This window comes from Xenorhabdus budapestensis, from assembly GCF_002632465.1.
Classification (GTDB): Bacteria; Pseudomonadota; Gammaproteobacteria; order Enterobacterales; family Enterobacteriaceae; genus Xenorhabdus; species Xenorhabdus budapestensis.
Genome location: NZ_NIBS01000001.1, coordinates 261,404 through 286,455, shown reverse-complemented (window position 1 = coordinate 286,455; position 25,052 = coordinate 261,404). Strand labels below are relative to the sequence as shown.

Here is a 25,052-nt window from a genome sequence, read left to right as displayed (position 1 = left end):
CATCCATAATTCTGTTTTTTCAGCTTGATTTCGGGACAATTATGAGCAAAAGCACCGCTGAGATCCGTCAAGCGTTTCTTGACTTTTTTCACACTAAAGGGCACCAAATAGTACCAAGTAGTTCGTTGGTGCCAACCAATGATCCAACATTGTTGTTCACCAACGCGGGAATGAACCAATTCAAAGATGTTTTTCTTGGGTTGGATAAAAGGCCTTATACTCGAGCAACAACGGCTCAGCGCTGTGTTCGTGCTGGTGGAAAGCACAACGATTTAGAAAATGTTGGTTATACCGCTCGTCATCACACTTTCTTTGAAATGTTGGGTAATTTCAGTTTTGGCGATTACTTCAAACAAGATGCGATTAAATATGCTTGGGAATTGCTGACGGGAGCAGAGTGGTTCAATCTGCCAAAAGAGAAATTGTGGGTGACTGTTTATGAAACAGACGATGAAGCCTACGATATCTGGAGCAAAGAAGTCGGTGTTCCAGCAGAAAGGATTATTCGCATTGGTGATAATAAAGGTGCTCCTTATGCGTCAGATAACTTCTGGCAAATGGGGGATACAGGTCCTTGTGGTCCTTGTACAGAAATTTTTTACGATCACGGTGAACATATTTGGGGTGGGCCTCCAGGTAGCCCGGAAGAAGACGGTGACAGATATATTGAAATCTGGAATATCGTTTTCATGCAGTTTAACCGTCATGTAGACGGTACAATGGAATCTCTGCCAAAACCTTCCGTTGATACTGGCATGGGCTTGGAGCGTCTGGCTGCGGTATTGCAGCATGTGAATTCCAACTATGAAATTGATGCGTTCCGTGATTTGATCGCTGCTGTAGCAGAAGTGACTGGTGCAACCGATCTCACCAACAAATCCCTACGTGTTATTGCTGACCATATCCGATCATGTTCATTCCTGATTTGCGATGGTGTTATTCCATCAAATGAGAACCGGGCTTATGTGCTTCGTCGTATCATTCGTCGTGCTATTCGTCATGGCAATATGTTGGAAGCTAAAGAGACGTTCTTCTACAAGTTGGTTGCTCCATTGATCAAAATTATGGGGGCAGCAGGTGAAGAACTGCAACGTCAACAGTCATTGGTTGAGCAGGTATTAAAAACAGAAGAAGAGCAATTTGCCCGTACTTTGGAACGTGGCCTGCAATTACTGGATGAAGAACTGGCGCAACTGTCTGGTGATACCTTAGATGGTGAAACTGTTTTCCGCTTATATGACACCTATGGCTTTCCTCTTGACTTGACTGCGGATGTTTGTCGTGAACGCAATATTAAGGTTGATGAAGCGGGCTTTGAGATTGCAATGGATAGTCAGCGTCGTCGTGCTCGTGAATCCAGTGGTTTTGGTACTGATTACAATGAAATGATCAAAGTTGATAGCCACAGCGATTTTTCTGGTTATGAACATAACTCTCAGAAAGCGGCTGTAAACGCGATTTACCGCCATGGGGAGCCAATTGAGCAACTTCATGCTGGTGAAGAAGCGATCATCATACTTGATAAGACGGCTTTCTATGCTGAATCTGGCGGACAAGTCGGGGATACAGGTAAGCTCTCCTGCGGTGAAAGCACATTTGAAGTTGTTGATACCCAAAAATATGGTCAGGCAATTGGTCATATTGGTAAATTGACAAATGGTAGTCTGAACGTTAATGGTATAGTTGATGCCGAAGTTGATGTAGTGCGCAGAGATACAATTCGTTTGAACCACTCTGCTACTCACTTATTACATGCAGCATTGCGTCAAATTCTGGGAGAGCATGTTTCTCAGAAAGGTTCTTTGGTAAATGATAAGTATCTGCGTTTTGACTTCTCCCATTTTGAAGCTATGCAGCCAGAACAAATTCGCCAAGTAGAAAATCTGGTAAATGGAGAAATTCGCAAAAATTTACCAATTGTTACAGAATTAATGGACTTGGAAGCAGCAAAAGCCAAGGGTGCTATGGCACTATTTGGTGAAAAGTATGATGAGCAAGTGCGTGTATTGAGCATGGGAGATTTTTCTACTGAGTTGTGTGGTGGAACTCATGCAAGTCGTACCGGTGATATCGGGCTGTTCCGTATTATCAGTGAATCAGGCACAGCCGCCGGTATCCGCCGTATCGAAGCCGTTACAGGGCAAACTGCACTGAATTCTATATATCAACAGACTGAATTATTGCAAGATATAGCTCATTTGGTGAAGGGGGATATTAGCAGTCTGAGTGAGAAGGTGAAAACGACGCTGGATAGAACGAAACAATTGGAAAAAGAGTTGCAACAGTTGAAATCTCAGCAGGCAGCTCAAGAAAGTTCTGCTTTGGCTAACCAAGCGAAAGATATCCAAGGTATTCGCCTACTGGTGACACAGTTGGGTGATGTTGAACCCAAAATGCTCAGAACGATGGTTGATGATCTGAAAAATCAATTAGGACCAGCAATTATTGTGCTTTCTACTGTGACTGGTGATAAAGTCTCCCTAATTGTTGGTATAACAAAGGATTTGACTGCTAGAATAAAAGCGGGTGATTTAATCTCTTTTGTTGCCCAGCAAGTTGGAGGTAAAGGAGGAGGACGTCCTGATCTGGCTCAGGCTGGTGGGACAGATGTAGCAGCTCTTCCTTCCGCATTAGCTAGTGTAGAAGAGTGGGTAACATTGCGGTTGTAGTTAATATTGCCGTGATAGTAGTGGCACCATGAAACTATCTTTTTATGGTGCCAAATGTTTTTTGTTGTGAAATTGTTGAAACGTTGGGCACATACTTATATTTTAGCTATCCTATAGATATAGGAAATGTGTTCAAAACTGCTTATACTTTAAGTAGATATCATAGCTTTACGTTTTCACGGTGTTTGATGGATAATAGCGGGGAAACCTAGAGACCCGACTCTTTTAAATTTTCAAGGAGCAAAGAATGCTTATTCTGACTCGTCGAGTTGGTGAAACGCTCATGATAGGCGATGAGGTAACAGTTACAGTACTGGGGGTTAAAGGCAACCAAGTTCGAATTGGTGTGAATGCACCCAAGGAAGTTTCTGTTCACCGTGAAGAAATTTATCAACGGATTCAGGCAGAGAAGTCTCAGCCTACAACTTTTTAATTCAAGAATGGCGTCCATGCTTTTTTTAAAACTTGGGCGCTACTCTACTTCGTCCCTTTTTTTGAACCACATGGTTTATCCTTTTTTGTTACCTTAATTCTATTTTCTCACATCTTTTTATTTTCTATCTGTTGAAAAGACATCATTCATGATGTCATAACAGTGAATAATTTTTTCCATCAATTTTTACACATTTTAGGGAGTTTCACTGTCGATAAAACAGACTTTTAGATGTTAAACTCGTCGTTATGTGCGCAAAGTATTCAAACGGAAAAAAAGTTGCGAAAAATTGTTTGACTTATCAGGCTGGGGAAGTAATATGTGCGCCATCGCAACGACGACGAGCTTTAAGAAAAGCTTCTGAGTAAGTTCCAGAAGCAAAGGTTCAAAAAGTACTGAGGTGGAAGCTTCAGGTCTAGAGCTTAAGTCAAGAGTTTTAAAGCGTATGGTGAGGTGGCCGAGAGGCTGAAGGCGCTCCCCTGCTAAGGGAGTATGTGGTTAAGAGCTGCATCGAGGGTTCGAATCCCTCCCTCACCGCCATTTTGTTACGCATCCGTAGCTCAGCTGGATAGAGTACTCGGCTACGAACCGAGCGGTCGGAGGTTCGAATCCTCCCGGATGCGCCATTTTAAACACCGCGATTTACTAGGTATCTCAATTCTGAAAAATCAGGCAGTCGATAGCGCCTGAACAGAACATAGAAAACCGACAACGCATCCGTAGCTCAGCTGGATAGAGTACTCGGCTACGAACCGAGCGGTCGGAGGTTCGAATCCTCCCGGATGCGCCACTTTAAACACCGCGATTTACTAGGTATCTTAATTCTGAAAAGTCAGGCAGTCGATGGCGCCTGAACAGAATATGGAAAACCGACAACGCATCCGTAGCTCAGCTGGATAGAGTACTCGGCTACGAACCGAGCGGTCGGAGGTTCGAATCCTCCCGGATGCGCCACTTTAAACACCGTGATTTACTAGGTATCTCAATTCTGAAAAGTCAGGCAGTCGATGGCGCCTGAACAGAATATGGAAAACCGACAACGCATCCGTAGCTCAGCTGGATAGAGTACTCGGCTACGAACCGAGCGGTCGGAGGTTCGAATCCTCCCGGATGCGCCACTTTAAGTAAACCCCTGTCTTAATAAGACAGGGGTTTTTCATTTTTACTCTGTTATACATTATATTTTTTTTACCATTCAACGTTTATAGTTTGTTCAATAACATATCATCAGGGCTATGTAATCAGCGACAACTTGACTTGTTTGATATAAAGTAAACGCTCAGTAATAATCTTCTTAAAACTCCACGGGAGGTCAAATTGATCCCGGATGTATCAAAAGCATTGTCATGGTTAGAGGCAAACCCTACCGTTTTAGATGGTATTTGTCGCGGTGTTGAACGTGAAACTTTGCGTGTTACTCCAGATGGTCATTTAGCTATGACAAAGCATCCAGAACCACTTGGTGCTTCTTTAACACATAAATGGATTACAACCGATTTTGCTGAATCTTTATTGGAGTTTATTACTCCTGTTGATAGTGATATAAAAAGAACCATTGATTTTCTTAAAGATTTACATCGATATACTGCGAAAAATCTGATAAATGAGAAAACCTGGCCTCTGAGTATGCCATGCTTCATTGATAAGGAAGAAGACATCACTCTGGCGCAATATGGCAAGTCCAATATAGGGCGCTTTAAAACCCTGTATAGGGAGGGCTTGAAAAATCGTTATGGTGCATTAATGCAAACTATCTCTGGCGTGCACTATAATTTTTCATTGCCGATAAATTTCTGGCAGGCGTGGTTAGGTGTAAAAGATGCTGAAAGTGGAAGAGAACAAATTTCGGACGGGTATTTTAAACTGATCCGTAATTATTACCGATTTGGTTGGGTAATCCCTTATTTGTTTGGTGCATCCCCGGCTATTTGCTCCTCATTTTTACGTGGAAGAGATACTGCGCTATCCTTTGAACAGACCGAAAAAGGAACTTGTTACTTACCTTATGCGACTTCTTTGAGGATGAGTGATTTAGGGTATACCAACAAATCACAGAGTGATCTGAATATTACTTTCAACAGTCTTCATACGTATGTTGCGGGTTTGAAGAAAGCAATTCATAAGCCATCAGCAGAATTTGCAGCTCTGGGGCTTAAAAAAGAGGGTAAATACCTACAGCTCAATACCAATGTTCTTCAAATAGAAAATGAACTATATGCACCGATACGTCCTAAACGGGTAACTAGAGAAGGGGAATCACCTTCCGATGCTTTACTTCGTGGTGGTGTAGAATATATAGAAGTTCGTTCTCTAGACATAAACCCGTTCACAGCGATTGGTGTTGATGAAACACAGCTCCGTTTTCTCGATCTATTCTTGATATGGTGTGCTGTAGCGGATTCACCTGAAATGAGCGATGAAGAATTGGACTGTTGTCGTAAAAACTGGAATAAGGTGATTTTGGAAGGACGCAGACCAAACTTGGATATTGGTATTGGCTGTGGAGCGAAACAGCAGCCACTGAAGATAGTTGGACAAGAGTTATTTGCAAATTTAGAGCGTGTCGCTGAGGTTTTGGATAGCTGCTCTGGAACGCAGTATCAGTCAGTTTGTAGAGAGTTGGTTGGTATGTTTGAGGATCCATCATTAACGTTTTCAGCCCGTGTATTAGATCGAATGAAAACTCAAGGGATTGTTGGCTTTGGACTAGAACTGGCGAACAAGTATTTTCTGGAACTGGTTAAAGAGCCGTATAGTATATTGAATGATGAGCGTTTTTCTGCGGAACGTAAAGTTTCGGTAGAACGGCAACATGATCTGGAACAACAAGACAGCATGAGTTTTGAAGATTATCTAAAATTACATGCCGAGTTTTAAAAAAGAAAAATGGCCACCATTTGGTGGCCGAAACTAAATAAAGTCTCTTAGAAAAATAAGGATGATAACAATTTTGCGCGTCTTCATATATTAAGACCAGCCGCAAATAAAAAGGTTTCATCTATTTGAAAAAATTTTTGCAAAAAATCTGATGCCTGAGGAGGTAGGATCATGCCTTTATTGGACAGTTTTACAGTTGACCATACCCGTATGTCTGCACCTGCCGTTAGAGTTGCCAAGACGATGAAAACACCCCATGGTGATACTATCACGGTATTTGACTTACGCTTTTGCATTCCTAACAAAGAGGTCATGCCGGAAAGAGGAATTCATACACTTGAACATTTGTTTGCCGGTTTTATGCGTAACCATCTGAATGGTGATAGTGTTGAAATTATTGACATCTCTCCAATGGGATGCCGTACTGGTTTTTACATGAGCTTGATTGGTGCGCCAGCTGAACTAAGAGTAGCGGAAGCTTGGAAAGCTGCTATGGCTGATGTACTGAAAGTTCAAGATCAGAAGCAAATCCCGGAGTTGAACATTTATCAATGTGGTACGTATCAGATGCACTCTCTGCAAGAAGCACAGGATATTGCTCGCCACATTCTTGATGCAGATGTTCGTATTAACCAAAACGATGAACTGGCTTTGCCGGAAGAAAAACTGGTTGAGCTACAAGTGTAGTAAAATGGTGCTAATTTGTTGTAATGTTGTTTTTTGAAAAGCATTTTTTTGAGAAACTATAACTGATATTGCATACGCTATACTGGTCGTAAAAATCTTTTTTACGGCCAGATTTGCAATTTTGAGTTATTTTTCACTGGATTTTAATACTTTTCTCTTTTCCTGTTTCATCGGAATTACACGTACTTTTTTAATAACATTGTCATTCACAGAAAGAATTTCAAAATTATACTCATTAATTTGTACCTGAACATTCAACTCGGGGATTTCGCCTAACTCTTCCAGGATCATACCATTCATTGTTCTTGGCCCGTCAGCAGGTAATGTCCAGCCAAATGCTTTGTTTAACTCACGGATATTGGCGGTGCCATCAACTAAAACAGTGCCATCACTTTGTGGTAAGACTTCTTCTGACAGAGTAGGAGACATAGAAGTGGTAAACTCTCCGACAATTTCTTCCAGAATATCTTCTACAGTGACTAATCCCTGAATATCTCCATACTCATCAACGATTAAGCCTGCTTTTTGTTTATTACGTTGGAAGTTAACTAACTGGGTGTTCAATGGCGTACTGACGGGAATGAAGTAAATTTTATCTGCTGCTCTTATCAGGTTCTTTTTCGTGAATTCCTTTTTCTCCATCATAAGACGATAGGCTTCACGCACTCGTAACATACCAATGGCATCATCCAGAAAATTCCGGTACAACACTATTCTGCCGTGTGGTGAATGAGTCAACTGTCGTATAACGGATTTCCAGTCACCGTTAATATCAATACCAACAATCTCATTGCGGGGCACCATGATGTCGCCAACGGTGACTTTTTCAAGATCCAGTATTGAGATAAGCATATCCTGATTGCGGCGTGAGAGATTGGTGTTTGATTCGTTCACAATCGTCCGAAGCTCATCTTTACTAACCGCGTCATTGCGAGTGTCGGAAACTTTGATCCCCAGACAACGTATAAACAGCAAAGTGATCTTGTTAAATGCCCAAACAAGAGGCAGCATGATCTTTTGTAAAGGTCGCAGCAGAAAGCTGCTTGGGAATGCAATTTTTTCCGGGTAGAGAGCTGCAATCGTCTTGGGCATAACTTCAGCAAAAACCAGAATCACGAAGGTCAGTATACCAGTTGCAATCGCAACTCCTGCGTCACCATAAAGGCGCATGCCAACAATGGTAGCCAATGAAGATGCCAAAATATTGACAAGGTTATTACCGATCAGAATCAGGCTGATTAGCCTGTCAGGATGGTTGAGTAGTGATTCGACTCTCTGCGCGGAACTGCTACCTTGTTTTGCCAAATGGCGTAAGCGATAACGGTTTATTGTCATCATGCCAGTTTCTGAGGCAGAAAAGTAGGCAGAAATGATAACCATGATGACAAGAATAATAATTAATGTGCCTGTTGAGACATGCTCCAAAGCAGAATTCCTTCCTAATGTTTATATAAACTGGCTACAGCGATTGTTTACTGCTTAATAAATCAAAAATTCCTGTAATAACCGATTGCCGAAAAAAGAGAGCGTCAGGATAAGTGCACCAATCAGATTGAACCAAATGACACGTTTGCCGCGCCATCCTTCATGATAATGCCCCCAGAGTAGGATGACGTAGATAAACCATGCAATGATAGACAAAACCGATTTATGGATATTTTCCTTATTGAAAATATCATCCATATACATGATGCCTGTACATAACGTCAATGTTAGTAAGATTACGCCAACTTGGGTAATGCGAAACATTTTGCGTTCAATGGTCATTAATGGAGGCATGCCAGAAGAAAAAGTAAGTTTTTTCTTTTTCAGCCGATAATCCAGCCAGCCAACTTGCAATGCATAAAGTGCGGCAATAAGTAAAGTGGCATACCCAAGTAATGCCAGCCCAATATGTATGAATAGCCCGATACTCTTCTCAAGATGTGTAATGAATTCACCGGGCACCATACTGGTCAGAATCAAATTTATCATGGCAAAACTGTAAATAATGGGCAGTAAAAACCATGCATGACCACGAAAGGCAACAATAGTCATAATGATACAGACGAGCAAACTGACAATAGAGCCTAAATTTAACAGAGTCAGGTTTTGGCCACTGCTGACATGAAAAACCTGATACTTTAAGGTTATCGCATGGTTGATCAGTGCAACAGCTGCGAAAAATAGAGCCAGTTTTTGATAGCTGTTTTGTTGCCGCAATAAACCCGGCACGATAAGCGTCAGGCTAATGAGATAAGCAAGTAAGGCAATGATTGAAAATACCTGCATAAAGTTTTTCGTTTTCGCAATAGTGTTAGAAAAAAGTGTTAGAGTTAATAGTGCTAAAGTTAACTCAAAATTCAAGTATACTGTCAGCAGAGATAGCCTCCAACCGTTGTTAGCCATACTTGGGAATCTCTTTGCAGAGATTACATCATCATCATGTTATAATCCGCTAAATTTGCCTTACAGGTAGACCCACTTGTAGATATCTGAGCTGAGACAATGTTTGATAATTTAACTGACAGACTATCGCGCACATTGCGCAATATCAGCGGTCGTGGACGGCTGACTGAGGATAATATTAAAGATACGCTGCGTGAAGTTCGCATGGCTTTACTTGAAGCAGATGTTGCATTGCCTGTAGTGCGTGATTTCATTTCAAGAGTCAAAGAAAACGCGGTAGGGCACGAAGTTAACAAAAGTCTAACTCCTGGACAAGAATTCGTCAAAATTGTTCAAAATGAACTGGTGAAGGCGATGGGAGAGGTAAACAGTGAGCTAAATCTTGCTGTACAACCTCCCGCAGTGGTTCTGATGGCAGGTTTGCAAGGTGCTGGTAAAACAACTAGCGTTGCAAAATTGGGTAAACTGCTAAAAGAAAAAAATAAGAAAAAAGTCCTGGTGGTTTCTGCTGACGTATACCGTCCGGCAGCGATCAAACAGCTTGAAATGTTATCTGAAACCGTTGGAATTGATTTTTTCCCATCAGACCCACAAGAAAAACCGGTTGATATTGTCAACAAAGCAATCCAACACGCTAAGCTGAAATTTTACGATGTGCTTTTGATCGATACCGCAGGACGTCTGCATGTCGATGAAGCTATGATGGATGAAATTAAAGAAGTTCACGCTGCGGTTAATCCTATCGAAACGTTGTTTGTTGTCGATGCAATGACAGGGCAGGATGCTGCTAATACGGCAAAAGCATTTAATGAAGCGCTGCCACTAACAGGGGTTGTTCTGACCAAAGTAGATGGTGACGCTCGTGGTGGTGCCGCTCTTTCTATTCGACATATCACAGGTAAGCCAATTAAATTCCTTGGTGTCGGTGAAAAGACTGATGCCTTGGAGCCTTTCCATCCCGATCGTATCGCATCCCGGATCTTGGGAATGGGGGATGTGCTTTCACTGATTGAAGAGATTGAAAGTAAGGTTGACCGCACTCAAGCGGAAAAGTTGGCATCAAAACTGAAAAAAGGGGATGGTTTTGATTTAAACGATTTTCTCGAACAGCTTAAGCAAATGCGCAATATGGGTGGTATGACAAGCATGTTGAGCAAAATGCCAGGCATGTCCCAGATCCCTGATGCTGTTAAATCCCAAATGGATGACAAAATTCTGGTTAAGATGGAAGCCATCATCAACTCAATGACCCGCAAAGAGCGTGAAAAACCAGAAATTATCAAAGGTTCACGTAAACGTCGTATCGCAATGGGTTCTGGTACACAGGTACAGGATGTCAACCGTTTACTGAAACAGTTTGATGAAATGCAGCGCATGATGAAAAAGATGAAGAAAGGTGGTCTGGCGAAAATGATGCGTGGCATGAAAGGTATGTTGCCTCCTGGATTTATGGGGCGATAATCAACAAAATTTCGAAAGAAAATGCTCTTTGGATTGCTTTTTGCGCCAAAGTGAGTAAAATTTTCGGGCTTTTTAATGGACAGCCGGACTCCATTCCTCGATGGCGTCTGGTTGTTTTGCTAACTAATGAGGATGTTATGGTAACAATTCGTTTAGCTCGTGGCGGCGCTAAAAAGCGTCCGTTTTATCAAGTAGTAGTGACCGATAGCCGCAATGCGCGTGATGGTCGCTTTATTGAGCGCGTTGGCTTCTTCAACCCTATCGCATCAGGGAATGCTGAAGCTCTGCGTTTAGATCTGGACCGTATCGAACACTGGATTGGTCTGGGTGCATCTGTGTCTGATCGTGTTGCTGCACTGATCAAAAACGCTAAAAAAGCAGCTTAATCTGTCGCGGTGGTAACAATGAGCAAACAATCTGGCCTGGAGCACCCTGTTGATCCAATCGTGTTGGGGAAACTGGGGTCAGCGTATGGCATACGTGGTTGGCTCAGAGTTTTTTCTTCCACCGAACAAGCCGAAGACATTTTTGAATATCAACCGTGGTTTATCCAGCGTGCTGGTCAATGGCAACACATTGAGCTGGAAACGTGGAAATACCACAATCAGGATATTATCATCAAAATCAAAGATATTGATGATCGGGATGCTGCGAATTTACTCACTAGCTGCGAATTAGTGGTGGATTCATCTAAATTACCAGAACTGGAAGTCGGTGATTATTACTGGAAAGACCTTATGGGATGTCAGGTAATCAATACGGCAGGTTATAACCTTGGAACCGTCCAAGATATGATGGAAACAGGGTCTAACGATGTCATGGTAATAAAGGCAAACCTGAAAGATGCATTCGGTATCAAGGAGCGGTTAGTTCCGTTTCTTGATGGGCAGGTTATCAAGAAAGTCGATCTCGCTACTAAAACCATTGAAGTAGATTGGGATCCTGGTTTTTAATCTCCGGTAAAACGGTTTAGGAGTGGGACGCTGTATGTGGATTGGGGTGATTAGCCTGTTTCCTGAAATGTTCCGCGCAATAACCGATTACGGGGTAACTGGTCGGGCAGTGAAAAATGGCCTGCTTAGTATCGATTGTTGGAGTCCTAGGGATTTTACCTACGACAGGCATCGTACTGTAGATGATCGCCCCTATGGTGGTGGTCCAGGCATGCTGATGATGGTGCAACCATTAAGGGAAGCCATCCATGCAGCCAAAGCTGCGGCTGGTGTTGATGCAAAAGTGATTTATCTATCACCTCAAGGGCGCAAACTTGATCAACAGGGAGTTTGTGAACTGGCGGCAAACGAGAAATTAATTCTGGTTTGCGGCCGTTATGAAGGTATTGATGAGCGTGTCATCCAAACCGAAATTGACGAAGAGTGGTCTATCGGTGATTACGTTCTCAGTGGGGGAGAAATCCCGGCTATGGCAATGATTGATTCTATATCCCGGTTTATTCCCGGAGTATTGGGTCGTCAGTCATCGGCAGAGGAAGACTCATTTGCTGACGGGCTGTTGGATTGTCCGCATTATACCCGCCCTGAAGTGTTGGATGGGATAGGAGTTCCGCCTGTTTTGCTATCAGGAAACCATGCTGAAATTAATCGCTGGCGTATGAAACAATCGCTTGGCCGCACTTGGTTAAGAAGGCCCGAACTTCTAGAAAGCCTAGCTCTGACTGACGAGCAAAGGATGTTGCTGACTGAATTCCAACAGGAATATCAGGATCAGGCGACGAATTAATCCAGACATATCCTATGAAGGAATGTCTTTGATATATCAGTTTACCTAGGGTAAGAGAGTTATTATGAGCAATATTATTAAACAACTTGAACAAGAGCAGCTGAAGCAAGACGTACCTTCATTCCGTCCGGGTGACACCGTGGAAGTTAAGGTATGGGTCGTTGAAGGTTCTAAAAAGCGTCTGCAGACATTCGAGGGCGTGGTTATCGCGATTCGTAACCGCGGTCTGCACTCTGCATTTACTGTTCGTAAGATTTCTAACGGCGAAGGTGTTGAGCGTGTATTCCAGACTCACTCCCCAGTCGTAGACAGCATTAACGTTAAACGTCGTGGTGCTGTTCGCAGAGCTAAACTGTACTACCTGCGTGAGCGTTCTGGTAAGGCGGCTCGTATTAAAGAGCGTCTGAACGCTAAATAATACGCTTTTGCTACATCCGAAAGTTATCGTTGAAGGCCGGAATTTTCCGGCCTTTTTACTATCTGGTTTTTGCAGAAAAATAAATAGCCTGCAATCAGCGAGCTTTTTTATGTTATGAGCATACAGAGCAGCTTACATAAAGGTACTCACTAAAATATACCCTACAGCACAAGCACTGCTGACACCAATCAGGCCCGGAACAAGGAAACTGTGGTTGATGATAAATTTTCCGATCTTTGTTGTCCCGGTGCGGTCAAACCCAATACATGCCAGATCACTTGGGTAGGTAGGTAAAACAAAATAACCATAGGCTGCCGGGAAGAATGCGATTAAAAGTTTAGGATCAACACCAAGTTGTAATCCCATTGGCGCGATTGCAGTTAAAGCTGCGGCTTGGCTGTTAACCAACTTTGATACCAGGAACAATACTAACGCATAAGTCCAGGGTCTTGCTTGTACGACTTCTTCTAATATCAGCTTCAGTTCGCCTAAATGGGAGTGGAAAAACGTATCACTCATCCATGCCACACCAAAGACTGAGAAGATCGCAACCATTCCTGCTTTAAACACGGCACTATTGGCGATTTCATTGGTTTTGACTTTACATGTCATCAAAATAATGGAACCAGCAATTAGCATCATCATCTGGATAACCAGATTCATGGAAAGCGGTTTTAATTCTCCTTTGATTTCAAAAGAAGGGCGTAATTCTGTAAATGCGCCAAACAATACTACCACTGCAATTGCGGCGAAGAAGATCCAAGTTGCTCTGTAAGCTTGTTTAGGAAATACCTGATCTAATAAGGTTTCTGAACTGCCATAGATAGACTCACGTTGCTTGGGATCTTTAATTTTCTCTTGGAATTCTTCATCGTTATCCAAATTTTTGCCACGATGCAAACTCCATAATGCAGCAAGTATTACTCCTGCCAGTGATGCAGGGATTGAAACGGCCAGAATTTCTAAAATTCCGTAAGCACGTCCAATACCATGACTGGCAGCAATAATTGACACTAAAGAAACAACGGCAACAGAAACGGGAGAAGCTGTGATTGCCATCTGAGAGGCAACAGAAGCAACAGCCATTGGGCGTTCAGGACGTATCCCTTTTTTTAAGGCGATATCACCGATGATTGGGAACATAGTATAGACTACATGACCAGTACCACAGAGGAAAGTTAACATCCATGTCGTCAATGGAGCCAGGATAGTAATATGTTGAGGATGGCGGCGTAGAAGGCGTTCAGCGCATTGCATCATGACGTTTAGCCCGCCGGCAGTTTGCAACACGGATGCACAACCGATAACTGCAAGAATAGTGAGCATTACATCAACTGGGGGCTTACCTGGTTCTAATCCAAAAACAAATGTCAGTATAAAAAGTCCGATACCACTGATCAGCCCCAATCCCATGCCCGCATAACGCGTACCTATCAATAAGCATATAATTATTATGGCAAATTGCAGCGTTATCATATCTGTCCTTAATAAATGAGTAAGAAATAAAAGTTGATAACTCAGCCGCTTTAAGCAGTGTTATTCAACTATTCTTTATAAGTGTTGTTTCATAGTTTCAATCCAACACAAAAAACACATATTAATATTATGAAAATCCAAATATAAAAATAGGATTGAGATCTTATTTTTATCACATTATTTTTAAAGTAATTTATCTTTATTATAAATAAATCATGAATGGTAAATAAAATATTTCTATTGTGAGTGGTATTGTAAAATTACATGCTCTCATTGTTAATATTAATAGTGTCTAATATATTTATTGTGAAAATTAAAATACATTGAAATTATTAATATATTTATTAAATTTAATCACGAAATCAATATTGTGTAAAAATAAGTTTACATTATCGTAATAAAATATAAACAATTGGATTGTAATCTTTACGAAGCATGGTATGTTATCTGCCAGACACTAAAAACAACGTTAAACAGACAAACAAAACAGGTATGAAAAATGATCATGCAAAAAGATGCGCTTAATAACATTCATATTCTTGATGAACAGATTCTTATTACACCAGAAGAGCTGAAGCAAAAATATCCATTGAGTAGCAGCGATCTGCATGCCGTCACAAACGCGCGTAATACTATTGCTAATATCATTCATCACAATGATCCTCGTTTGTTGGTAGTATGCGGCCCGTGTTCCATCCATGATGTAGATGCTGCCTTTGATTATGCTCGTCGCTTGAAATCACTTTCTGCCGAACTAAGTGATTGTCTGTATATTGTTATGCGTGTCTATTTTGAAAAACCCCGCACTACAGTTGGTTGGAAAGGTTTAATTAGTGATCCTTATATGGATGGATCATTTGATATGGATGCCGGGTTACATATCGCCCGCCGTTTATTATTGAACTTAGTAGAAATGGGATTGCCATTGGCAAATGAAGCGCTTGATCCTAATAACCCTCAGTATTTGGGCGATCTTTTCAGCTGGTCAGCAATCGGAGCAAGAACAACAGAATCCCAGACTCATCGTGAGATGGCATCGGGCTTATCTGTATCAGTAGGTTTTAAAAATGGCACTGATGGTAATTTAAATACCGCCATTAATGCCATGAAAGCCGCTGCTATGTCACATCGCTTTATGGGAATAAATCAGTCAGGTCAAGTTTGTCTGTTGCAAACTCAGGGGAATCCGAATGGTCATGTAATCTTGCGTGGTGGGGTAGAGCCTAATTACAGCCCTGAACATGTGTGTGACTGCGAAAATCAAATGATTCAGGCGGGTTTGGTGCCATCACTGATGATTGATTGTAGTCATGGGAATTCTAATAAAGATTTTCGCCGCCAAAGCGTCGTAGTGGATTCTGTTGCTGAACAGATTATAGCCGGAAATCAATCCATTATTGGTATTATGTTGGAAAGCCATATTAATGAAGGGAATCAGTCTTCAGAATTACCTCGTTCTGAAATGCAATATGGAGTTTCAGTAACTGATGCTTGTATCAGTTGGCAAACGACTGAACAGCTATTAAGAAAATTACATTGGCAAATCAAACCTTACTTGTCAAAACGTAACATAATGATGCAACAGGCAGGATAATCGATATGGCAGCAGAATTATCGCAATTGCGGGAGCAAATTGATGAGGTAGATAAGGCTCTACTGAGCTTACTAGCTAAGCGCATAGCTCTGGTAGCGGAAGTGGGGGAAATTAAGAGTCAACTTGGCTTACCGATTTATGTACCTGAGCGGGAGGCCTGTATGTTGGCTTCTCGCCGTCAAGAGGCAGAAACATTAGGGATCTCTCCAGACTTAATTGAAGATATTCTGCGCCGTATTATGCGGGAATCCTATGCCAGTGAGAATGATAAGGGGTTTAAAAAGCTCAATCCTCAAATGGGGCCTATCGTCATTGTTGGTGGTTCTGGGAAGATGGGAAGGTTATTTAATCGCTTACTGACCTTGTCCGGTTATGAAGTCCGGATCCTTGAGGCAGATGATTGGGATCAGGCTGAACACATATTAGCTAATGCTGGTATGGTCATTGTCAGCGTACCTATTCATTTAACTGAAGCGATTATCCATCGTTTACCACCTTTGCCAGAACAATGCATCTTGGTAGATTTGTCTTCTATTAAGCAGAAGCCACTTCAGGCTATGCTTGACGTACATAAAGGGCCAGTTTTGGGATTACACCCTATGTTTGGGCCTGATGTGGGAAGTTTTGCTAAACAGGTTGTTGTTTATTGTGATGGGAGCCAACCGGAGTCATATCAATGGTTTTTGGAGCAAATGTTGGTGTGGGGTGCACGATTACATAAAATCAGTGCGGAACAGCACGATAAAAATATGAGTTTTATTCAGGCATTACGTCATTTCACGACGTTTTCTTATGGCCGACATCTTACGCAAGAAAATATCGATTTGCAGCAATTGTTATCACTGTCTTCACCTATTTATCGGTTGGAACTTGCCATGGTTGGACGGTTATTTGCACAAGATCCGCAGTTATATGCTGACATTATTATGTCCAGTCCTGAAAATATTGAGGTGATCCGTCGTTATCACCAGAGCTTCGGACAAGCCTTGGAATTACTGGAAAATCAGGACAAAACAGCATTTATTGCGAGTTTTAATCAGGTGAGTGAATGGTTTGGTGATGAGGCTATTCGATTTATGAAAGAAAGTAGAACGCTTTTACGGCAAGCCAATGATAGCCGAGTATAATAGCTTGAATATGGAGAAAAGAGACCGGATGTTGCCATCCGGTTTTTTATCTTAGTATGGATCGATTGGGATCACATTTTCTGAAGGATAGCATCCCAATACTTTCAAGAAGCGAGTAATTTCAGATAGTTCTTTTAGTGCTTGTTGCATTTTCATCGAGCGCAAATTGGCTTGAACATCAATATAAAACATCTCTTCCCACGGCTTACCGTTTATTGGGCGTGACTCCAATTTACTCATAATAATATCGTTTTTTTTCAAGATAATGAGTGTATCGACCAGAGCTCCTGCCTGTTGCCCTGTGTACATAATAAAAGTTGTTTTAGCGGGAACCTGATCTGATACTTCAATAGATTTTTGGGCGACAACAATAAACCGAGTGCTGTTATTTTGTTGGTTTGCCAGATTATTTTTTAAAACTTGTAGCCCATAAAGCGCTCCTCCAGCTTCACTTCCCAATGCTGCCACTTCTGGAGAATCTAATTCGGTTACTTTCTGCATGGCAGCAGCTGTACTTTCACAATAGACAATATTCCAGTGTGGAAATTGATTGAGGTATTGGCTGCATTGTTGGAAAGGCTGGGAATGGCTGTATACCGTCTTTATTTTTGAAGTATCACTTTTTTTGGCAACCAGTAAACAGTGGTTGATAGGAAGAGTGATCTCCCCGACCAAAGACAGTGGGGTGTGCTGTAATAGGTCATAAACATCATTGATTGCTCCGGAACTGGTATTTTCGAGAGGCAGGATACCGTAATCCGCTTGACCAAGTTCCACTAATGAAAAGATATCTGCAAATTTGTGACAGCTACATTCAATTAATTGATTGAAATGGCGTGCTGAAAATTGGCGAGCGGCAAGGTGAGAATAAGAGCCTTTGGGGCCAAGAAAGGTAATCCGGGCGGTATCATAAGGTGTTTGGTTCAGATACTGTTGTAACAATGCTTGTTGTGTCAATACAGAATCTTCAATGATCATTTGGAACAAGCGGGTAATATAAAACCCGTCTAACCCACGAGATTTACCTTTATTAATTAACGCATCCAGTAATTCCCGTTCTCGGTTTTTATCTCGTATCGGGCGATGATCGAGAAGTTTGGTTTGTGCAATGTCACCGGCCAATTGTCGGCGTTTTGCGAGTAGATCCAGTAAATCCGCATCAATATCGCTAATTTCTTGACGAAGGTTAATTAAATCTCGTTCCATAGTGTATTCCTGACATTTTTATTATAGAAATAACTTTTATCTTTTAAATTACAGTTTTAAGTCTATTAGGTATATAAGCTGTGGCCTATAAAACAAAAAACCTCCCATTGGTAGGGAGGTTTTTCTGTTCGTCTTCTTTTTATTTTTAAAACGAAAAACCTCCTCATGGGAAGGCAAAAAAGAAAAAGGAGAAAAACAAGTTAGCAATCATATCGTCTGTTTGTATCTTATTTTTGCAGAGTGAATAGTGTTCTTTAATTAACCTATTTGGTGAGGTATGTCAACATAACCGTTGTTTTTCAAGTTGCAGCTTTCATTGGCCATATCTTAAATCTATTGGGTATGGAAGGGTGTTAGAGTCAGTAAAAACGCGCTCATTGAGCGCGTTAAAAAAATAAAAGTGGTAGCTATATCTCTAAATTAAGATTCGACTCTTTCACACTATGATCTGCTCGGCGAGCTTCTCCTTTATGCTGAACTTTATTGAGTTGACGTTCTAATTTTGTCAGCAACTCATTGATAGCTTTATACATATCTTCATGTTTAGCACTGGCAACTAATGTACCATTTGGTGTGCCGATTGTGGCATCAACCAAGAATCCTTGGGGTTCTTTTGAAAGTACGATATGTGGATTGATTAGATTAACTTGCCATTTATTCAACTTGTTTAGACGGTCTTCTACATGGCTACGAATTGCGGGGGTAATTTCCATTTGTTTGCTGGTAATGTTTACTAACATATAGTTACCTCTTTATGTTACTCCGTCTTCGATGGTTTCAGCATAACGCTCTTTTGTGGAAAAAGAATGATCTAAATCACTTTTATTAGGAGATTTAGAAGTGGATTGGTGAAACTGTGATTCACAATGAAGATATGGGTAATACTTGTTGCTAAGAGAGGCATTATGCGTCATTATCGATCAGTTATGGTATTATCAACTCAGTTAACAATTCCAAAATTTAAATTGGTTTCATTGGGTGATGATACTAAAAAACAAAAAACAGCAGACATACATACAACTGCTGTTTTTGTGTTTGATGCTTTTTTGAAACTCTATACCGGATTAGCTGCAATTAATGCTGCGACTTTATCTGCTTCGGCTTTAAGCCCTAATGCCTTATATGCTTTCTCCATATAAGGTAGAGATTCTCTGGTTGAATGAGTATCGGGATAATCACGTAACATTTGTTCTGCACGATTGACAACTGCCACATAAGCACCGCGTTTAGTATAATATTGCACAACTGCAAGCTCATGTTTGGCTAAACGCTCTTTGAGGAAAACTAAACGTTTATAAGCATCTGCAGAATATTGACTGTTAGGATAATAGCGCACTAACTGTTTGAAATCGCGAAAAGCCGCCCGGGCATTTTCAGGATCACGGTCTGAACGGTCAATCCCTAAAAAATCCTGCAAGAGATTATCATCCATCGCTTGTAACACCAAAGCCCGCATATACAGTACGTAGTCTATATTAGGATGGGTTGGATTCAGACGCATGAAACGTTCAGCAGATGCAAGCGCAAGAGGAAATTCTGCTGATTTATAATAAGAATAGATCAAGTCAAGCTGAGCCTGTTGAGAATACGGCCCGAAAGGATAGCGGTTATCAAGAGATTCCAATTGCTTAATAGCCAATTTATAGTTACCGTTTTGTAGTTTTTCCTGCCCATTTGAATAAATTTGAGATGGCGGGATATCAGGAACAGCATCTTTGTTGCTGGAGCACCCAGATAAAATTAGGCTCAATGTGGCCGATGCCACCAGATATTTCATGCGAATCATCACGTGTTGATTACCCTCTGATTGTTTTCTGGGAGACTATCCGTGAAAGGAATACCCGTGAAGCTCCCGGCAAAAGATAGAGTTACAATAGCATACTATTTTAAATGAAACGGCCTCGCCGTCAAAACTCAACGTAAAATATAGAAATTATATATGGCACAACAAATACGACTTAATGCAACAGTCGCTGAATCTCAGCTTGGTCAACGTTTAGATCAAGCTCTGGCTGAATTGTTCCCTGATTATTCAAGATCACGTATAAAAGAGTGGATTTTGCATGAAAGAGTTCAGGTTAACGGCAAATTGATTAATAAGCCAAAAGAAAAAGTACTGGGCGGCGAAGAAATTTCCATTGATGCTATTATTGAAGAGGATACTCGTTGGGAGCCACAAGATATTGAATTGAATGTTGTTTATGAAGATGACGATATTCTGGTCATTAATAAACCACGTGACTTGGTTGTACATCCTGGTGCTGGGAATCCTGATGGTACGATATTGAATGCTCTGCTATATCGTTATCCTGAAATTGCAGATGTTCCCCGTGCAGGCATCGTGCATCGTCTTGATAAAGACACTACGGGTCTGATGGTTGTCGCAAAAACAGTACCAGCACAGACTCGTTTGGTGGAATCCCTGCAACTGCGTGAAATTACCCGTGAATACGAAGCTATCGCTTTGGGACATATGACTGCGGGGGGAACAGTGGAGGAGCCGATATCCCGTCACCCAACAAAACGGACGCATATGGCTGTTCATCCAATGGGAAAACCAGCAGTGACTCACTACCGAATCATGGAGCATTTCCGGGCACATACCCGTTTGCGTTTGCGTCTGGAGACAGGCAGAACACACCAAATCCGTGTGCATATGTCCCATATTAAACATCCACTGGTTGGTGATCCGTTATATGGCGGTCGGCCTCGTCCTTTGAAAGGGGCTTCTGAAGAATTTCGCGAAGTGATGCGCAACTTTGATCGCCAAGCATTGCATGCCACTATGTTACGTCTTTATCATCCGATAACAGGTATTGAAATGGAATGGCACGCAGCGTTACCGGATGACATGGTTAAACTTATTGATGTAATGAAGGCAGATGCTGAAACTTTCAAAGACGAGATGGATTGGTAGGTAATGACACCACTAATTTTTCCTGACTGGGCACAACCTGAAAGCGTTGGTGCATGTAGTACAACCCGGCCGGGAGGTATCAGCCTGCCTCCTTATGATAGTCTGAATTTAGGTGGCCACGTTGGGGATGACCCTGAATGTGTGGAGAAGAACAGAGAACTCTTGGTTGAATATGCTCATCTGCCGCAGCAACCTATTTGGTTGGAGCAGGTACACGGAACGCGTGTCATCAGATTGAATGATCAATTAGTGGAAGATAATCAGGCTGATGCTGTTTATACAAATAGAGTTGGGCAGGTTTGTGCTGTAATGACAGCGGATTGTTTGCCTGTGCTTTTTTGTTCCAGTAATGGAGATGAGGTTGCGGCAGCTCATGCAGGCTGGCGTGGATTATTTGCCGGAGTGCTGGAAAATACAGTAGCTCAATTCAGTGCAAAACCTGACATGATCTGTGCATGGATGGGGCCAGCTATTGGCCCTGAAAAATTTGAAGTCGGGCGCGATGTAATGGACGCCTTTATAGCAACCGATCCAAATCTGGAACAAGCCTTTACACCTTATGGTGTTAAATTTTTGGCAAATATCTATTTACTGGCTAGATTAAAGTTGCAGTCTATTGGGATAAATAAAGTTTTTGGGGGCACTGTTTGTACGGTTTCGGAGGAGAAGAACTTTTTTTCCTATCGTCGTGATGGTATCACCGGACGTATGGCAACTTTAATCTGGTTGAGATAACCTATCCCACAGGACGATCTTTGGTGCATAGCAAAAAGTCTCCAATTAACTTTTCAGAATACCTTGAATATTTAAGGAATGACCTTATCTAATCTCCAGTAGCAAATTCTGACCAGTATTGGAGGTGTTATGCGTCTGGATCGTCTTACCAATAAATTCCAGCTTGCTCTCGCTGATGCCCAGTCTCTCGCATTAGGGCGTGATAATCAATTCATCGAACCTGTCCACTTGATGAGCGCATTGCTTAATCAGGAGGGAGGCTCAATTCGTCCTTTATTGATGTCCGCAGGGATTGATACGGGTAACTTGAATGATCGGCTTAACCTGGCTTTGGATAGATTTCCGAAAGTGGAGGGTAGTGGCGGTGATGTACAGGTATCCAATGAGTTAGGGCGTTATTTAAACCTGTGCGACAAGCTTGCTCAAAAAGCAGGTGATAATTTCATTTCTTCTGAACTCTTTGTTCTGGCAGCGCTGGAAGAACGTGGCACATTAGGTGACATATTGAAAGCTGCGGGAGCAACTAAAGATAAAATCACTAAGGCCATAGAAAAGATGCGTGGTGGTGAAAAAGTAAATGATCAAGGTGCCGAAGATCAACGTCAGGCACTGAAAAAATACACAATTGATCTAACTGAACGGGCTGAACAAGGTAAATTAGACCCCGTGATTGGACGTGACGAAGAGATTCGTCGAACAATTCAGGTATTACAACGTCGAACCAAGAATAACCCTGTGCTGATCGGTGAACCTGGGGTTGGGAAAACAGCTATCGTTGAAGGGCTGGCACAACGTATTGTTAATGGTGAAGTTCCTGAAGGACTGAAAAACAAACGTGTGCTGTCTCTTGATATGGGAGCATTGTTGGCGGGGGCTAAATACCGTGGCGAATTTGAAGAACGCCTGAAAGGTGTTTTGAATGACCTCGCTAAACAGGAAGGTTCGGTTATTCTGTTCATCGATGAATTACATACGATGGTAGGTGCAGGTAAAGCTGATGGCGCTATGGACGCTGGCAACATGCTGAAACCCGCACTGGCCCGTGGTGAATTGCACTGTGTTGGTGCGACAACATTAGATGAATATCGTCAGTACATTGAAAAAGATGCAGCTTTAGAGCGCCGCTTTCAGAAAGTTTATGTTGCGGAGCCTACTGTTGAGGACACCATTGCTATTTTACGTGGCCTTAAAGAGCGTTATGAGCTGCATCACCATGTTCAAATAACTGATCCGGCAATTGTTGCTGCGGCGACATTATCCCATCGTTATATTTCTGATCGAATGTTACCTGACAAAGCGATTGACTTAATTGATGAAGCTGGAGCCAGTCTACGTATGCAGATGGATTCTAAGCCAGAGGCATTAGATCGTCTGGAGCGTCGAATTATTCAGTTAAAACTTGAGCAGCAGGCTTTAAAAAAAGAATCGGATGATGCCAGTAAAAAGCGTTTGAATATGTTGAATGAAGAGCTGGTGGAAAAAGAACGGGAATATTATGAGCTGGAAGAAGAGTGGAAAGCAGAAAAAGCCGAGCTTACTGGCACTCAAAACATTAAGGCTGAGTTAGAAAATGCACGTATTGAGTTAGAAAAAGCCCGTCGTAGCGGTGACTTGGCAAAAATGTCGGAAATTCAGTATGGAAAAATACCCGAATTGGAAAAACAGCTTGCTGCTGCGACAACAGCAGAAAGTCATCCAATGAGACTGCTGCGTAATAAAGTTACTGATGCTGAAATTGCTGAAATTCTTGCTCGCTGGACAGGAATCCCTGTATCCAGAATGTTAGAAAGCGAAAAAGATAAATTATTACGTATGGAACATGAATTACATAAGCGTGTAATTGGGCAAAATGAGGCTGTTGATGCTGTGTCGAATGCAATTCGCCGTAGCCGTGCTGGTTTATCTGATCCAAATCGTCCAATAGGTTCCTTCATGTTCTTAGGGCCAACAGGGGTTGGTAAAACTGAGCTGTGTAAGGAGTTGGCTAATTTCCTGTTTGATAGTGACGATGCAATGGTACGCATCGACATGTCTGAATTTATGGAAAAACACACCGTTTCAAGACTGGTAGGTGCTCCTCCCGGATATGTTGGGTATGAAGAAGGGGGATATCTGACAGAAGCGGTGCGACGTCGCCCTTACTCTGTCATTTTATTAGATGAAGTTGAAAAAGCTCATCCGGATGTTTTCAATATCTTGCTACAACTCTTGGATGATGGTCGCTTGACTGATGGTCAAGGCAGAACAGTAGATTTTCGTAATACCGTTGTAATTATGACCTCTAACTTAGGTTCAGACATGATTCAGGAGCATTTTGGTGCACTGGATTATATAGGAATGAAAGATATGGTGATGGAGATAGTTGGTCGCCATTTCAGACCTGAGTTCATTAACCGAATTGATGAAGTTGTTGTGTTCCATCCACTAGGAAAAGAACATTTGAAGTCTATTGTGAATATCCAATTGCAGCGTTTGTATAAACGTTTGGAAGAGCGTGGCTATCAAGTCACAATGACCCCATCAGCTTTGGAAAAACTGAGTGACGCTGGTTTTGATCCTGTATATGGAGCTCGCCCATTAAAACGGGCTATCCAACAAGAGATTGAAAATCCGCTGGCTCAGCAGATCCTTTCAGGGAAATTGATGCCAGGTAAATTGGTCACATTAGATCTGGAAAATGACCATATTATTGCAAGACAATAATATTTTTTACTCAATTCACTTTGTGGTGTTCTATATTTAGTTATTTTTATAGACAATTATTGGGTAGTAATGTTGTTAAGCAACATAAAAAAATCTTACAAAGATAAAAAAGAGGTGAAAAAACCACCTCTTTTTTATTTGATAGGTCAAAAATACATCTAACCAGCTTGATTTGAGTGATAAATAGTCGGTCGAGCTATTTTTTTAAAATAACTATTGCCAGTATCACAAAATTCTCTATAATGCGCCTCCGTTGTCACGATGAACACACAAATGAATCAGCGTGACAGGAGTTAAAAGCCGCGAAAATAAAGGCTTGACACTCTGAGAGGAAAGCGTAAGATATGCAGCCTCGCAACCCGGAACGAATGTTCGGTTGCACCGCTCTTTAACAAGTTAATCAGACAATCTGTGTGGGCACTCGCAGGACACTATCGAAAAGCCGCAAGGCAAAAAAGATTAAAGTCTTGAAGAGTGACTGAACAGTTAATTCATTATGAACTAACAGCAGACAGTTTAATTCTTTGAGCAGCAAACTTTTAATTGAAGAGTTTGATCATGGCTCAGATTGAACGCTGGCGGCAGGCCTAACACATGCAAGTCGGGCGGCAGCGGGAGGAA

At 41.7% G+C, this 25,052-nt stretch carries 20 protein-coding genes, 5 tRNA genes and 1 other annotated feature; of the genes, 19 read left to right on the top strand and 6 right to left on the bottom strand.

Features of this window, described 5'->3' with window-relative positions; genetic code table 11:
- Positions 1 to 41 precede the first annotated feature (41 nt).
- From alaS to luxS, 9 genes are all read left to right on the top strand, one after another.
- On the top strand, positions 42 to 2,669 hold the full coding sequence (gene alaS / locus Xbud_RS01425) for an alanine--tRNA ligase (protein ID WP_099134381.1): 2,628 nt from the start codon (positions 42 to 44) through the stop codon (positions 2,667 to 2,669).
- 247 nt (positions 2,670 to 2,916) lie between these two features.
- The gene (gene csrA / locus Xbud_RS01420) at positions 2,917 to 3,102 is read left to right on the top strand and encodes a carbon storage regulator CsrA (protein ID WP_010845367.1); all 186 of its coding nucleotides are present in this window, start codon (positions 2,917 to 2,919) and stop codon (positions 3,100 to 3,102) included.
- A gap of 447 nt (positions 3,103 to 3,549) precedes the next feature.
- A tRNA-Ser gene (locus tag Xbud_RS01415) sits at positions 3,550 to 3,642 on the top strand.
- A gap of 9 nt (positions 3,643 to 3,651) precedes the next feature.
- Positions 3,652 to 3,728 (top strand) — tRNA-Arg (locus Xbud_RS01410).
- Positions 3,729 to 3,815: 87 nt separating this feature from the next.
- Positions 3,816 to 3,892 (top strand) — tRNA-Arg (locus tag Xbud_RS01405).
- A gap of 87 nt (positions 3,893 to 3,979) precedes the next feature.
- A tRNA-Arg gene (locus tag Xbud_RS01400) sits at positions 3,980 to 4,056 on the top strand.
- An 87-nt stretch (positions 4,057 to 4,143) separates the two neighbouring features.
- Positions 4,144 to 4,220, top strand: a tRNA-Arg gene (locus tag Xbud_RS01395).
- Between the two features lie 199 nt (positions 4,221 to 4,419).
- A complete protein-coding gene (gene gshA, locus Xbud_RS01390; RefSeq protein WP_099134380.1) occupies positions 4,420 to 5,979 on the top strand; it encodes a glutamate--cysteine ligase in 1,560 nt (519 codons plus the stop codon).
- Positions 5,980 to 6,150: 171 nt separating this feature from the next.
- Positions 6,151 to 6,666, top strand: a complete 516-nt coding sequence (luxS, locus tag Xbud_RS01385) for an S-ribosylhomocysteine lyase (protein ID WP_099134379.1) — start codon at positions 6,151 to 6,153, stop codon at positions 6,664 to 6,666.
- Between the two features lie 126 nt (positions 6,667 to 6,792).
- Here luxS and Xbud_RS01380 read toward each other — a convergent pair whose 3' ends face one another.
- Both Xbud_RS01380 and Xbud_RS01375 read right to left on the bottom strand, forming a co-directional pair.
- Positions 6,793 to 8,091, bottom strand: coding sequence for an HlyC/CorC family transporter (locus tag Xbud_RS01380; RefSeq protein ID WP_099134378.1), 1,299 nt, complete (start codon positions 8,089 to 8,091; stop codon positions 6,793 to 6,795).
- Between the two features lie 54 nt (positions 8,092 to 8,145).
- A complete protein-coding gene (locus tag Xbud_RS01375; RefSeq protein WP_099134377.1) occupies positions 8,146 to 8,937 on the bottom strand; it encodes a cytochrome C assembly family protein in 792 nt (263 codons plus the stop codon).
- Between the two features lie 216 nt (positions 8,938 to 9,153).
- Here Xbud_RS01375 and ffh point away from each other — a divergent pair, with 216 nt between their 5' ends.
- The 5 genes from ffh (at position 9,154) to rplS (ending at position 12,673) form a co-directional block, all read left to right on the top strand.
- A complete protein-coding gene (gene ffh, locus Xbud_RS01370; RefSeq protein ID WP_099134376.1) occupies positions 9,154 to 10,515 on the top strand; it encodes a signal recognition particle protein in 1,362 nt (453 codons plus the stop codon).
- A 137-nt stretch (positions 10,516 to 10,652) separates the two neighbouring features.
- Positions 10,653 to 10,901: a 30S ribosomal protein S16 gene (gene rpsP, locus Xbud_RS01365; RefSeq protein WP_099134605.1), complete on the top strand. Its 249-nt coding sequence runs from the start codon at positions 10,653 to 10,655 to the stop codon at positions 10,899 to 10,901.
- A gap of 18 nt (positions 10,902 to 10,919) precedes the next feature.
- Positions 10,920 to 11,468, top strand: coding sequence for a ribosome maturation factor RimM (gene rimM / locus Xbud_RS01360; RefSeq protein WP_099134375.1), 549 nt, complete (start codon positions 10,920 to 10,922; stop codon positions 11,466 to 11,468).
- A 34-nt stretch (positions 11,469 to 11,502) separates the two neighbouring features.
- Entirely contained in the window at positions 11,503 to 12,255 is a 753-nt protein-coding gene (trmD, locus tag Xbud_RS01355; RefSeq protein ID WP_099134374.1) for a tRNA (guanosine(37)-N1)-methyltransferase TrmD, read from the top strand.
- A gap of 64 nt (positions 12,256 to 12,319) precedes the next feature.
- On the top strand, positions 12,320 to 12,673 hold the full coding sequence (rplS, locus tag Xbud_RS01350) for a 50S ribosomal protein L19 (protein ID WP_099134373.1): 354 nt from the start codon (positions 12,320 to 12,322) through the stop codon (positions 12,671 to 12,673).
- Between the two features lie 132 nt (positions 12,674 to 12,805).
- On the opposite strand, the gene Xbud_RS01345 is transcribed toward rplS, so the two are convergent.
- Positions 12,806 to 14,149, bottom strand: coding sequence for an anaerobic C4-dicarboxylate transporter (locus tag Xbud_RS01345; protein ID WP_099134372.1), 1,344 nt, complete (start codon positions 14,147 to 14,149; stop codon positions 12,806 to 12,808).
- 499 nt (positions 14,150 to 14,648) lie between these two features.
- On the opposite strand from Xbud_RS01345, the gene Xbud_RS01340 reads away from it, so the two are divergent.
- Together Xbud_RS01340 and tyrA are read left to right on the top strand one after the other, a co-directional pair.
- Positions 14,649 to 15,743 carry a 3-deoxy-7-phosphoheptulonate synthase gene (locus Xbud_RS01340; protein ID WP_099134371.1) on the top strand — a complete coding sequence of 365 codons (1,095 nt, stop codon included), beginning with the start codon at positions 14,649 to 14,651 and terminating at the stop codon, positions 15,741 to 15,743.
- A gap of 5 nt (positions 15,744 to 15,748) precedes the next feature.
- A complete protein-coding gene (gene tyrA / locus Xbud_RS01335) occupies positions 15,749 to 16,870 on the top strand; it encodes a bifunctional chorismate mutase/prephenate dehydrogenase (protein WP_099134370.1) in 1,122 nt (373 codons plus the stop codon).
- Between the two features lie 51 nt (positions 16,871 to 16,921).
- Here the strand turns inward: tyrA and pheA are convergent, their stop codons facing one another.
- The 3 genes from pheA to bamD all read right to left on the bottom strand — a co-directional run bounded on the left by pheA (position 16,922) and on the right by bamD (position 19,853).
- Positions 16,922 to 18,076, bottom strand: coding sequence for a bifunctional chorismate mutase/prephenate dehydratase (pheA, locus tag Xbud_RS01330; protein ID WP_099134369.1), 1,155 nt, complete (start codon positions 18,074 to 18,076; stop codon positions 16,922 to 16,924).
- 90 nt (positions 18,077 to 18,166) lie between these two features.
- Positions 18,167 to 18,288, bottom strand: a sequence feature (Phe leader region).
- A gap of 195 nt (positions 18,289 to 18,483) precedes the next feature.
- Entirely contained in the window at positions 18,484 to 18,816 is a 333-nt protein-coding gene (gene raiA / locus Xbud_RS01325) for a ribosome-associated translation inhibitor RaiA (RefSeq protein ID WP_099134368.1), read from the bottom strand.
- Positions 18,817 to 19,130: 314 nt separating this feature from the next.
- On the bottom strand, positions 19,131 to 19,853 hold the full coding sequence (gene bamD, locus Xbud_RS01320; RefSeq protein ID WP_169923016.1) for an outer membrane protein assembly factor BamD: 723 nt from the start codon (positions 19,851 to 19,853) through the stop codon (positions 19,131 to 19,133).
- A 162-nt stretch (positions 19,854 to 20,015) separates the two neighbouring features.
- On the opposite strand from bamD, the gene rluD reads away from it, so the two are divergent.
- The 3 genes from rluD to clpB all read left to right on the top strand — a co-directional run bounded on the left by rluD (position 20,016) and on the right by clpB (position 24,431).
- Positions 20,016 to 20,993 carry a 23S rRNA pseudouridine(1911/1915/1917) synthase RluD gene (rluD, locus tag Xbud_RS01315; protein WP_099134366.1) on the top strand — a complete coding sequence of 326 codons (978 nt, stop codon included), beginning with the start codon at positions 20,016 to 20,018 and terminating at the stop codon, positions 20,991 to 20,993.
- A gap of 3 nt (positions 20,994 to 20,996) precedes the next feature.
- Positions 20,997 to 21,728 carry a purine nucleoside phosphorylase YfiH gene (gene yfiH / locus Xbud_RS01310; RefSeq protein WP_099134365.1) on the top strand — a complete coding sequence of 244 codons (732 nt, stop codon included), beginning with the start codon at positions 20,997 to 20,999 and terminating at the stop codon, positions 21,726 to 21,728.
- A gap of 129 nt (positions 21,729 to 21,857) precedes the next feature.
- Positions 21,858 to 24,431, top strand: a complete 2,574-nt coding sequence (clpB, locus tag Xbud_RS01305) for an ATP-dependent chaperone ClpB (protein WP_099134364.1) — start codon at positions 21,858 to 21,860, stop codon at positions 24,429 to 24,431.
- Positions 24,432 to 25,052 lie beyond the last annotated feature (621 nt).

Bases quoted from the DNA above. Each gene is read 5' to 3' on its own strand.
- bamD (WP_169923016.1), bottom strand. From the start codon at position 19,853: ATGAAATATCTGGTGGCATCGGCCACATTGAGCCTAATTTTATCTGGG.
- rimM (WP_099134375.1), top strand. From the start codon at position 10,920: ATGAGCAAACAATCTGGCCTGGAGCACCCTGTTGATCCAATCGTGTTG.
- Xbud_RS01375 (WP_099134377.1), bottom strand. From the start codon at position 8,937: ATGCAGGTATTTTCAATCATTGCCTTACTTGCTTATCTCATTAGCCTG.
- rpsP (WP_099134605.1), top strand. From the start codon at position 10,653: ATGGTAACAATTCGTTTAGCTCGTGGCGGCGCTAAAAAGCGTCCGTTT.
- clpB (WP_099134364.1), top strand. From the start codon at position 21,858: ATGCGTCTGGATCGTCTTACCAATAAATTCCAGCTTGCTCTCGCTGAT.
- pheA (WP_099134369.1), bottom strand. From the start codon at position 18,076: ATGGAACGAGATTTAATTAACCTTCGTCAAGAAATTAGCGATATTGAT.
- trmD (WP_099134374.1), top strand. From the start codon at position 11,503: ATGTGGATTGGGGTGATTAGCCTGTTTCCTGAAATGTTCCGCGCAATA.
- csrA (WP_010845367.1), top strand. From the start codon at position 2,917: ATGCTTATTCTGACTCGTCGAGTTGGTGAAACGCTCATGATAGGCGAT.
- Xbud_RS01345 (WP_099134372.1), bottom strand. From the start codon at position 14,149: ATGATAACGCTGCAATTTGCCATAATAATTATATGCTTATTGATAGGT.
- Xbud_RS01340 (WP_099134371.1), top strand. From the start codon at position 14,649: ATGATCATGCAAAAAGATGCGCTTAATAACATTCATATTCTTGATGAA.
- rluD (WP_099134366.1), top strand. From the start codon at position 20,016: ATGGCACAACAAATACGACTTAATGCAACAGTCGCTGAATCTCAGCTT.
- alaS (WP_099134381.1), top strand. From the start codon at position 42: ATGAGCAAAAGCACCGCTGAGATCCGTCAAGCGTTTCTTGACTTTTTT.
- ffh (WP_099134376.1), top strand. From the start codon at position 9,154: ATGTTTGATAATTTAACTGACAGACTATCGCGCACATTGCGCAATATC.
- rplS (WP_099134373.1), top strand. From the start codon at position 12,320: ATGAGCAATATTATTAAACAACTTGAACAAGAGCAGCTGAAGCAAGAC.
- tyrA (WP_099134370.1), top strand. From the start codon at position 15,749: ATGGCAGCAGAATTATCGCAATTGCGGGAGCAAATTGATGAGGTAGAT.
- yfiH (WP_099134365.1), top strand. From the start codon at position 20,997: ATGACACCACTAATTTTTCCTGACTGGGCACAACCTGAAAGCGTTGGT.
- raiA (WP_099134368.1), bottom strand. From the start codon at position 18,816: ATGTTAGTAAACATTACCAGCAAACAAATGGAAATTACCCCCGCAATT.
- luxS (WP_099134379.1), top strand. From the start codon at position 6,151: ATGCCTTTATTGGACAGTTTTACAGTTGACCATACCCGTATGTCTGCA.